Annotated in this window: 14 protein-coding genes; 7 read left to right on the forward strand and 7 right to left on the reverse strand. The window is 61.4% G+C overall.

Going from position 1 to position 8,954, the window contains the following annotated elements; all coding sequences use genetic code 11:
* On the reverse strand, nt 1-549 hold a 549-nt coding region (locus AC1D0Z_RS12435; RefSeq protein WP_477658554.1), incomplete at its 3' end, for a response regulator.
* Between the two features lie 129 nt (nt 550-678).
* Between AC1D0Z_RS12435 and AC1D0Z_RS12440 the strand changes: the two genes are divergently transcribed.
* The 7 genes from AC1D0Z_RS12440 to AC1D0Z_RS12470 all read left to right on the forward strand — a co-directional run bounded on the left by AC1D0Z_RS12440 (nt 679) and on the right by AC1D0Z_RS12470 (nt 4,369).
* Nucleotides 679-2,019, forward strand: coding sequence for a sensor histidine kinase (locus AC1D0Z_RS12440; protein WP_477658555.1), 1,341 nt, complete (start codon nt 679-681; stop codon nt 2,017-2,019).
* Between the two features lie 256 nt (nt 2,020-2,275).
* A complete protein-coding gene (locus tag AC1D0Z_RS12445) occupies nt 2,276-2,440 on the forward strand; it encodes a DUF1328 domain-containing protein (protein WP_477658556.1) in 165 nt (54 codons plus the stop codon).
* Nucleotides 2,441-2,542: 102 nt separating this feature from the next.
* Entirely contained in the window at nt 2,543-2,926 is a 384-nt protein-coding gene (locus tag AC1D0Z_RS12450; RefSeq protein ID WP_477658557.1) for a glycine zipper domain-containing protein, read from the forward strand.
* 57 nt (nt 2,927-2,983) lie between these two features.
* Nucleotides 2,984-3,349: a hypothetical protein gene (locus AC1D0Z_RS12455; protein WP_477658558.1), complete on the forward strand. Its 366-nt coding sequence runs from the start codon at nt 2,984-2,986 to the stop codon at nt 3,347-3,349.
* A gap of 22 nt (nt 3,350-3,371) precedes the next feature.
* Nucleotides 3,372-3,824: a hypothetical protein gene (locus AC1D0Z_RS12460; RefSeq protein ID WP_477658559.1), complete on the forward strand. Its 453-nt coding sequence runs from the start codon at nt 3,372-3,374 to the stop codon at nt 3,822-3,824.
* The gene (locus AC1D0Z_RS12465) at nt 3,821-3,958 is read left to right on the forward strand and encodes a hypothetical protein (RefSeq protein WP_477658560.1); all 138 of its coding nucleotides are present in this window, start codon (nt 3,821-3,823) and stop codon (nt 3,956-3,958) included. The genes AC1D0Z_RS12460 and AC1D0Z_RS12465 overlap by 4 nt, the downstream gene beginning before the upstream one ends.
* A gap of 96 nt (nt 3,959-4,054) precedes the next feature.
* On the forward strand, nt 4,055-4,369 hold the full coding sequence (locus tag AC1D0Z_RS12470; RefSeq protein WP_074577971.1) for a BON domain-containing protein: 315 nt from the start codon (nt 4,055-4,057) through the stop codon (nt 4,367-4,369).
* A 125-nt stretch (nt 4,370-4,494) separates the two neighbouring features.
* Here the strand turns inward: AC1D0Z_RS12470 and AC1D0Z_RS12475 are convergent, their stop codons facing one another.
* The 6 genes from AC1D0Z_RS12475 to AC1D0Z_RS12500 all read right to left on the reverse strand — a co-directional run.
* The gene (locus tag AC1D0Z_RS12475) at nt 4,495-4,995 is read right to left on the reverse strand and encodes a thermonuclease family protein (protein ID WP_477658561.1); all 501 of its coding nucleotides are present in this window, start codon (nt 4,993-4,995) and stop codon (nt 4,495-4,497) included.
* Between the two features lie 289 nt (nt 4,996-5,284).
* On the reverse strand, nt 5,285-6,103 hold the full coding sequence (locus tag AC1D0Z_RS12480) for a DUF429 domain-containing protein (protein WP_477658566.1): 819 nt from the start codon (nt 6,101-6,103) through the stop codon (nt 5,285-5,287).
* A 19-nt stretch (nt 6,104-6,122) separates the two neighbouring features.
* A complete protein-coding gene (locus AC1D0Z_RS12485; RefSeq protein WP_477658562.1) occupies nt 6,123-7,004 on the reverse strand; it encodes an EamA family transporter in 882 nt (293 codons plus the stop codon).
* Nucleotides 7,005-7,030: 26 nt separating this feature from the next.
* Entirely contained in the window at nt 7,031-7,453 is a 423-nt protein-coding gene (locus tag AC1D0Z_RS12490) for a BLUF domain-containing protein (RefSeq protein WP_477658563.1), read from the reverse strand.
* A 2-nt stretch (nt 7,454-7,455) separates the two neighbouring features.
* Nucleotides 7,456-8,178, reverse strand: a complete 723-nt coding sequence (folE, locus tag AC1D0Z_RS12495; RefSeq protein ID WP_477658564.1) for a GTP cyclohydrolase I — start codon at nt 8,176-8,178, stop codon at nt 7,456-7,458.
* A 143-nt stretch (nt 8,179-8,321) separates the two neighbouring features.
* A partial coding sequence (locus AC1D0Z_RS12500) for a phospholipase D-like domain-containing protein (RefSeq protein ID WP_477658565.1) occupies nt 8,322-8,954 on the reverse strand: 633 nt, incomplete at its 5' end.

The following is an 8,954-nucleotide window of genomic DNA, read 5'->3' on the forward strand; positions in this document are numbered from 1 at the left end:
GTAGGTGCTCACGGTTTTCACGCTCAGCGAAAGCGCCTTGGCAATATCGCCTGCCGTTTCGCCCTTTGCCAGCTTGAGAAAAACCTGAAACTCCCGCTCGGACAGCTGTTCGTGGGAGGCCACGTCATTGGGCCGGTTCAGCTGCTGCGCAAGCAACTCTGCCACCGCCGGGGTGATGTAGCGTTTCCCCAGCGAAATCACGCGGATCGCGTCCACAATTTCAGAGGGATCGCACTCCTTGTTCAGGTAACCGCTGGCACCCTGGCGAATCAGGTTGACCGCATAGTGTTCTTCAGGATAACCGCTCAAAATGAGGATGCCGACATCGGGTGCCTTGGCGCGAATCATGGCCAGCGCATCGATGCCGCTTTGCCCAGGCATGGACAAATCCATCACAAGAATATCCAGCTCAACGTTACGTACCAGGTCAATTGCCTCGCGGCCGCTGCCGGCTTCGCCCACGACACGCAGGTCTACCTGGTCGGAGAAAAACTGTTTGAGTCCGGAACGCACAATGGCATGGTCGTCCACAATTCCAATTTTGATCATGTCTCTGTCTTCCTATAAGGTCTGCGCAAGCGGGCAACGCACTAAAAAGATGGTCTGCAGGACATCCGCATTGATTTTCAGTGTTCATTATTGACGAAATTTTCACCGAATTACTGAATGGAGTTTGCCGTGAAACGATTTGCGATCCCAAAAATGGCCATCAGCCTGCCCCTGGCGGTGCTTGCTGCCGCCATTCTCATCTTCATCAACGAGGCAAGTTTCCAGAGGTCCACAGAGGCAGCAGCCAGTATTGAAGAGGCCCAGCAAACCCGCGGCGCCATCAATCGCCTGATGCAACACATGCTGGATGCCGAAACCGGGCAGCGTGGCTACCTCCTGACCGGTGACGAGCGTTATCTTGAGCCTTACAACACCGCACTGGCCGATATCGACCAGAACCTGGACGCCCTGCGCCGGCTTTTCACCCCCTATAAGGATCAACTTGCGGAGTTCGGCATCCTGTCCAGGCATGTGTCACGCAAGCTGGCCGAAATGGACCTCAGCGTTCGCATGCGCAAGGAAGGCAATGAAGACGCCTGGAAATTTGTCCTGACCACCGACGTCGGGAAGGAGCACATGGAGGCCATTCGCGAGCAATCCGCCAAACTGGCTTCAAACAGCGTCAGCAAAATGGAGCAGGGCCAGGTGCAGATCAAGAAAGCGCTCGAGCTTTCCCGCATCGGTATTGCCGCCATGGCTCTGGCAGGCTTGCTGGCCTTTTACATGTACCTGCTTCAAACCAAGGCCTTGCTTGCGTCCGGCCGGCGAGAGCAGGAATCCCTGCAGCGCGAGCGCGACTTCCTTGAAATACAGGTACGCGAAAGAACCGCCAACCTGGCCGAGCTGGCCACCCACCTGCAAAATGTGCGTGAGGACGAACGGGGCCACCTGGCGCGCGAGCTGCATGACGAACTGGGCGCGCTGTTAACCGCCGCTAAACTGGATGTGGCCCGATTGAAATCCCGCCTGGCCGGCAACCTGCCCGAGGCCGCTGAGCGGCTCACCCACCTGACCAGCACGCTTAACAGCGGCATTGCATTGAAACGCCGCATCGTGGAAGACTTGCGGCCCTCATCGCTGTCCCACCTCGGTCTGGTCGCATCGCTGGAAATTCTTGCGCGCGAGTTTGAAGAGCGCTCCGGCCTGTCCATCACGACCGACCTGGAACCGGTGGAGCTCGGCGGCTCGGCACAACTGACCGTCTACCGGCTGGTGCAGGAATCGCTGACGAACATCGGCAAGTACGCAGAAGCCAGGCAGGCCGAGATCAGCCTTCATAACTTCGACAGCTACATCACGGTGGAAGTCAAGGACGACGGCAAGGGCTTCAAGCTCGAAAGCGTAGGCCCGGGAAGCCATGGCCTTGCCGGCATGCGCCACCGCGTCGAGGCCGCAGGCGGGCGGCTGACGGTGTCCAGCACAGAAGGCGACGGCACGCGCATTTCTGCGGTGTTGCCTAAAACCCTTTGACGCCCTGAAAATTCCTGGCTTGCAGCGCAACCGCCCACCCTGCAACCAAAGGACTCAACAACCGCAATCCCGCGCGGCATGCGAGGATCCAGCTCCGCGTAACAAAATGTCGGCGACCTCCTACAGGGCATGGCCGCTGGAACTGACAGTGGCACAGGCCCGCAGCCGATGAGGCAAATCAATCGGGATCTTTAACCTTGCTGAAGGCGTTTCGAAAGAAGCACCACCCCTTTTTAGCCCAAGCAAGGAGCCCGAGATGCTGCACTACTCCGTCGTCTTTCTGATCATCGCGCTGATCGCCGCCGTATTCGGTTTTGGCGGTATTGCGGCAGGTGCTGTCGAGATCGCCAAGATCCTCTTTTTTATCTTCGCCGTCATGGCCGTCGTGAGCTTTGTCATCAGCCTGCTCCGAAAGAATTAATTTTTTCGTTCATCCGGATATCAACACCGTTTCCGGACGCGCAGCTTTTCGCCGCTCACTTTTAGTTCCATCGTCATTCACTCAACTCACCAAGGACCTGACATGAATACCCAAACCGCTACCAAGACTGCCCGCCAAAGCTCGGATGAGTTGCTGCAAAACGCAGAAAAGGCCGTGGACTCCACCCGCAGCTATGCCAACGAGGCATTCGACAAGGCAGAAACCAAGGTGCGTGAGCTGCGCGGCAATGTAGACCCCGTCGTCGACATGCTGGCGTCCAAGGCCCAGCAGCTTGCCCGCCAAAGCCTCGAAATCGCCTCTGAGGCCAAACATCGCGCGCAGCAGTCGCTGTCAAGCGCAGCAGGCGCGACCACCCGCTATGTTGCCGAACAGCCCTTGCGTTCGGTGCTGATTGCGGCCGCTGTCGGCGCCGGCATCGCATTGCTGGTGTCTTCTGCGCGCCATCGCAACCACGACCGCTACTGATCGGCAGGCTCAGGCTCTCTTTGCACTCCCGACGACCGCATTCAATTCGCCCACCCCATGCTTCACCCTCTGTTTTCAACGATCGTTCAACGGCCCGACCTCGTCATGGACCATCTTGCCGCCTATGCGGCACTCTTTCATGAAGAGGCCTCCGATGCCGGCGCCGAGCTTGTTGCAAGGGCTGTGGCGTGGGTGATTGCCGTACTGGCCGCCGCGGTGTTTTTGGGGCTCACGGGCACAGCCGTGATGCTGGGCATGCTTCAAAACCAGTTTCACTGGGTGCTGGTCGTGGTTCCAGGGGTTGCGCTGGCCGTCGTCATCGCTGCCGCACTGCGCGCGAGAAAACCTTTTGTGAATGAGCGCTTTCCCGAGCTGAAAGCCCAGATTGACAATGACGCGCGTGCCTTGCGCATGGCCGCCTGAACGCGCGCCCGCCGAGTCCGCAATGAACGCCCTCACCGCCCCTACACCGCAGGAAAGGCTGGCCAGCAGCCGCAAGGCGATTGTCCGGCACATGAGCCGCGAAAAGCTGGACCACGATGACCATCCCGATTCGAACGGAGACCGCGCGGAAAACGATATGCCGCACTTCGCCGAAGGCGGGACCTGGAGCATTCTCAAGAACGCCCTTGGAAGCTGGTGGCGCCATCACCCGGTGAGCGTGGCGTTTGACCTCGCCCGGCCAATGATTGGCAGATACGCCGAAGAAAAACCGTTGCAGCTGCTGGGCATCGCGGCCGCAGCGGGGGYGGCGGCAGTCGTGCTGCGACCCTGGCGCCTCGTATCGCTGGGTGGCTTGCTGGTGGCGGCGCTCAAATCGTCCGAACTCTCCGGCACCTTGCTGTCCATGTTGTCCGGCGCGAATCACACGCCTGAGAAAACGTCTCATACACCATGAACACCTCAACGCTTTACAGCGCGGCGCCGGGCGAGCTCGCTCTTGATGAAACGGGGCTCAACGCGGCCTGCAACAGCCTTGGTGGCGGCGCCATCACGCCGGCTTACGGCCCGCATCGCGTGAGAGATAGATAGATAACGATTACCGCAGGTCGGCTGGCGTGGTGCCGCCAGCCGACAGGCCTTTTCAACCATGCACCAAACGATTAAACCAACTTAGAGGAAAACAATATGAAATACGCTCGCGCAATTGCATTCGCCGCACTGGCAGGCATCACCATCATCGGCAGCGGCTGCGCCGTTGGGCGTGGCCAGGAGACTGCCGGTGCTTATGTGGATGATGCGGCCATCACCACTTCGGTCAAGGCCAAGTTCGTTGAAGACAAAACGGTTGCAGCATCTTCCATCAAGGTGGAAACGCTCAACGGTACGGTTCAACTGTCCGGCTTCGCCAAATCCGCCGCGGAAAAAGCCCAGGCTGAAAACATCGCCCGCAACGTGAAGAACGTCAAGGCTGTCCGCAACGACATCGTTGTTCGCCCTTGAGCGTAAACGGCTGAACAAGCCGGGCCACCGCCAAGGTGGCTAAAAGGAAGGCAGGCCCGAATAATTTGGGGCCTGCCTTTTTTCGTTGAGGCCGACAAAAGCGGCTGCCACACGGCGCGAAATGCTCAGTGGCAGCTTCCGTGTTGCCTGCGAAATTGCGCCGGGTACAGAGGCGGCCTGATCTTTGCCGACGAAAACACACCCGCCCGCGCCGCTTGTGCCTGCTTTTCCTCCCGGGCATACGGGCCCGGATTGCCGCGGCTGCGGTAGGACCATGCCATGCCGCGCGAGACCATCCACTTGCCGGCATCTTCACCGTTGAACACCACCTTTGCCAGAAGGCGCCCATAGTCGTCATGGTATTGGCCATGGATCGTCACGCGCTTGCCCAAAAGCCGCCCCATCAATGCATCGCGCGCTACAGTACCGCCCGATTGGCAGATTTCGGGCGCGTCAATGCCCTGTATGCGAATGCTGACCGGTTTGCCGCCGGCCACCGGGCGCACATGGACGGTATCGCCATCCACCACATAGGTGACGGCACCTAACCACGCCGCACGGGGAAGTGGTGCTGTACGGGCCTGCACGCCCCCACTCGTGAGCGCAGCCAGAAGGAACATTCCCATGGCCTGTCCAACGCGGCGCCTCGTCATCTCTATCGTCATTGGAATGCTACTGAATTAATAGCTGGTTGCGCCCGCCAGTATTGGCTTGGCAGGCAAAACCTTGGCAAAAGATGCCGTGCCGGGCCGTCTTTCCCCGTGGTCACCGCGCCCAACAGGGCCCGGGTGGTCAAGGTGACAAGCGCAGAGGTGGCAAGGTGGCATCGGATTTAAAGGAGGAAGGAAGGAAGGAAGGAAGAAGGAGAACAAAAAGCAGATATTACTGTATGAATAACCAGCACCACCCCCCGGATCAGGCCGTCACGATCCAACCTTCCAGCGCGTCCATTTCCGCCGGCAACCCATAGCGGGGAGCGCCCTGCTGCGCCGCCCAGGCCGCCTGCATCAGGCACAGCACGGCATCCAGGCTGTCGCCGCTGGCATCGTCGGCAAGCAGGTCGCGCTGGGCATGGCTGACCTTCAGGCACAGCCCCAGCCGGGTTTGCCCGTTCTCCAGCGCGGTGATCAGGTCCTTGCGTGCGATCAGCCGATCTGGGGTTTGCCTGCTTTTGTCGTCGCTCTTGTACGACCGGTTGCCGAGCGCCTCGCGCGCCAGCAGGCCTGGATAACCTTCGAGCGCAACACGGTGCGGGTCGCCATCATGCAAGCCGGGAAGGTGTACGCCCGCGGCCAGAAGCCACGGCACCCCCGCATGCAGCATGTAGGCAACCGGCGGATTGACCCATTTCATGGATGGGCTGGACCCTGCCGGCCCGTCAGTGGCGCGGTGCGCGAACTTGCCGCCCGCCGGCCGCGCGTTGCAAAAGGCGGCAAAGGTGGCGCGGATGTCTTCGCGGCTCAAGGCCGCATAGTGGCGCACGCAGGCTTCCCACTGCAGCGGCCAGCCCAAGTGCGCCACCAGTTCACGCGGCAGGCCAAACGGGAAATCAAACGCGCCCAGCCAGGGCTGGGGATGCTGCAGCCACTGCCCAAACGCCGCCAAGGACTCCAGCCGCTCTATTTTTGCCAGCACGCAGCGTCCATGAGACATGGACCCAAAGGCTAAAACAATGGGTTTTTTCGGGGTCGGGCTGCTGGAGAAATCGCAGCCGAGCAGCAAGGGCACCGTCATCGCGGCATCAATCACGGTCTCAACCCAGCGCCAGCGCCATCACGCCCGCCGCAATGCAGGCGGCGCCGATCAGGCGTGAAGTACGGTCGCCCTCGCCCAGCAGATGGCCGCCTATCAGCGCGGCAAACAACATGGACACCTCGCGCGCAGGCGCCACATGCGACAGTGGCGCAGTCTGCATGGCATATAGCACCAGCACATAAGACACGGGGCTGACGACGCCAACAAACACCGCGTACTTCCATTGCCGCTTCCACAACACCCTGGCCGCAGCGGGGTCGCGCAGCAAGGCGGGCGCCAGCACCAGCATGCGCAGCAGGCAGCCCATGTAATCCACCAGGATCGGCGACATCAGCAGGATCTTGACCGCGTAGCCGTCGACCACGGTGTAGCTGGCGATAAAGGCGCCGCTCAACAGGCCGTAGACCATGCCCTTGCGCACTCGCTGGCGCTGCGCCGGGTCGTGCGAGGCGCGCCACAGGCCAGGCCCGCCCGCGACCAGAAACACGCCGCCCACGACACCCGCGATACCGGCCAGCCCGAGCGCAGAAATCTGCTCGCCCAGCAGCACGATGGCGGCCAGCGACGACAGCAGCGGCCCCGAGCCCCGCGCCAGCGGGTAAACCACGGTGAGGTCCGCCTTGCGGTAACCGCGCAACAGGACGATGTAATAGATGGTGTGCAGCACGGCGCTGGCACACAGCAGCAGCCATTCGGCCCAGCCCCAGCGCGGCAGCTCGGCAATACCGAACCAGATGCCCAGCGGCGCCCACGCCACCAGCAGCACCAGGCCGGTAAAAGCGGCAAAGCGGGCGTCACCGCCGGCCTTCTTGGCGGCGATGTTCCAGCTGGCGTGAATCAGTCCGGCAAGGAGTACGAGGGCCAGGGCGCCTAAAGACACTCGTCAGGCCTGGCGGTACGCAGGCCTCAAACCCTGCCGCAGATGGACGCGGTGGCCATCAGGTCTTCGAGCAGCGCGAACGAAACCTTGCCCGACACGGAATAGGGATCAAGCTCGGCCTTCTCGGAATACTTCAGCAGGATGGAGTGGTTGAGCTTGGACAGGTTGACCTGGCCCATGGTCCAGCCGCCAAAGCGCCGCTCGGAGATTTCCTCGAAGTCCAGGAGGATCACGTCCTTGTGGCGGGCGTCCTGCTGGATATGGCCGAAGAGCTCACTGACCGCCATGCGGCCGCCTTCAATCGCCTGCAGGAAGATGCCGCCGCCGTAGCAGAGGATGCCGGTGATGCCCGACGACGGGTTGTGCTGGCGCGACTGCGACAGGATGCCTTCGATGGCTTCGGGGCTGGTATCGACTGCGCGGCTTGCGTAAAGTAAACGTACCAACATGGTTAGCCTTTCTGCGGGATCAAAGCGAGGAATTCACGGCGCAGCGTCGAGTCTTTCAGGAACACGCCGCGCATCACCGAGTTGATCATCTTGCTGTCCATGTCTTTCACGCCGCGCCAGGCCATGCAGTAGTGGCTGGCTTCCATCACGATGGCCAGGCCGTCGGGCTGGGTCTTTTCCATGATGAGGTCGGCCAGCTGCACCACCGCCTCCTCCTGGATTTGCGGGCGGCCCATGACCCATTCGGCCAGGCGCGCGTATTTGGACAGGCCAATCACATTGGTGTGCTCATTGGGCAGCACGCCGATCCAGATCTTGCCGATGACCGGGCAGAAATGGTGGGAGCAGGCGCTGCGCACGGTGATGGGCCCCACGATCATCAACTCGTTAAGGTGCTCGGCATTGGGAAACTCGGTAATGGTGGGGGGCGCCACATAGCGGCCCTTGAACACCTCGTTGAGGTACATCTTGGCCACGCGCCGCGCGGTGTTGTGGGTGTTGTGGTCGCCTTCGGTGTCGATCACCAGGCTGTCGAGCACGCCCTGCATCTTGCCGGTCACTTCGTCAAGCAGCTTTTCCAGCTCACCGGGCTCAATGAACTTGGCGATGTTGTCGTTGGCGTTGAAGCGTTTGCGTGCCTGGGCAAGCCGTTCGCGGATTTTGACGGAAACGGGCGTCCCCTCGTCGGTCGCGTCTTGCAGGGGCGTATCAGATTTCATAAGCATGCCAGATATTACCAGCCTGACCCCAAACCGTCTTGTCCGGGATTTGACAGGGTTTTTGGCCTCCGGCCCTTGCCTGACAAGCGCAAGCAGCTATCAAATCAATAGCGCCAGTGTCAGGCACCGGATACCACCTGCCGGGCGCCTCAGTAACGTTGCCCCGCCACCAGCAAGGCCAGCCGCACCAGCGCATACGCCACCCAGCCCCTCAGGCGCTGGCCAACCGGACGATGGCTGTGATCGGCCGGGTCCACGCGTCGCCCCTGGCTGACCATGGCCTCGTGCAAAATGCCCGCCAGGCCGGCGGCAAAAGCCTTGTCCTCAACCACCACATTGGCTTCACGCGCCAGCAACAGGCTTAAAGGGTCCAGGTTGGAAGAGCCCACAGTGGCCCAATGCCCGTCCACCACCGCGACTTTGGCGTGCAGGAAACCGGCTTCGTATTCATGAATCTCCACACCCGCCGCCAGCAAGGCGCCATACACGGGGCGCGCTGCGTGGTACTGCATGAAATACTCGTAGCGCCCTTGCAGCAGCAAGGTCACGCGCACACCACGCCTGGCGGCCGCGATGAGGGCACGCCGCAACTTGCCGCCCGGCAAAAAGTAGGCATTGGCAATGATGATTTCCCGGTGCGCCTTGCCGATCGCCCTGCGGTAGGCGCGCTCAATGCTGCTGCGGTTGCGCAGGTTGTCGCGCAGGACCAGCGCGGCCTTGGGGCCGCCAGCGCCGGTGTCATTGGCGGCCAGGGGCATGGCGTCCGTGCGCCCGCCATAGCC

It is taken from the genome of Polaromonas sp. P1_E3, from assembly GCF_056405935.1.

What these genes read in the sequence shown, in the direction of transcription:
- folE (WP_477658564.1), bottom strand. Translation starts at nt 8,178, where the DNA reads ATGCTTATGAAATCTGATACGCCCCTGCAAGACGCGACCGACGAGGGG.
- AC1D0Z_RS12455 (WP_477658558.1), top strand. Translation starts at nt 2,984, where the DNA reads ATGCTTCACCCTCTGTTTTCAACGATCGTTCAACGGCCCGACCTCGTC.
- AC1D0Z_RS12480 (WP_477658566.1), bottom strand. Translation starts at nt 6,103, where the DNA reads ATGACGGTGCCCTTGCTGCTCGGCTGCGATTTCTCCAGCAGCCCGACC.
- AC1D0Z_RS12445 (WP_477658556.1), top strand. Translation starts at nt 2,276, where the DNA reads ATGCTGCACTACTCCGTCGTCTTTCTGATCATCGCGCTGATCGCCGCC.
- AC1D0Z_RS12475 (WP_477658561.1), bottom strand. Translation starts at nt 4,995, where the DNA reads ATGGGAATGTTCCTTCTGGCTGCGCTCACGAGTGGGGGCGTGCAGGCC.
- AC1D0Z_RS12470 (WP_074577971.1), top strand. Translation starts at nt 4,055, where the DNA reads ATGAAATACGCTCGCGCAATTGCATTCGCCGCACTGGCAGGCATCACC.
- AC1D0Z_RS12450 (WP_477658557.1), top strand. Translation starts at nt 2,543, where the DNA reads ATGAATACCCAAACCGCTACCAAGACTGCCCGCCAAAGCTCGGATGAG.
- AC1D0Z_RS12490 (WP_477658563.1), bottom strand. Translation starts at nt 7,453, where the DNA reads ATGTTGGTACGTTTACTTTACGCAAGCCGCGCAGTCGATACCAGCCCC.
- AC1D0Z_RS12465 (WP_477658560.1), top strand. Translation starts at nt 3,821, where the DNA reads ATGAACACCTCAACGCTTTACAGCGCGGCGCCGGGCGAGCTCGCTCTT.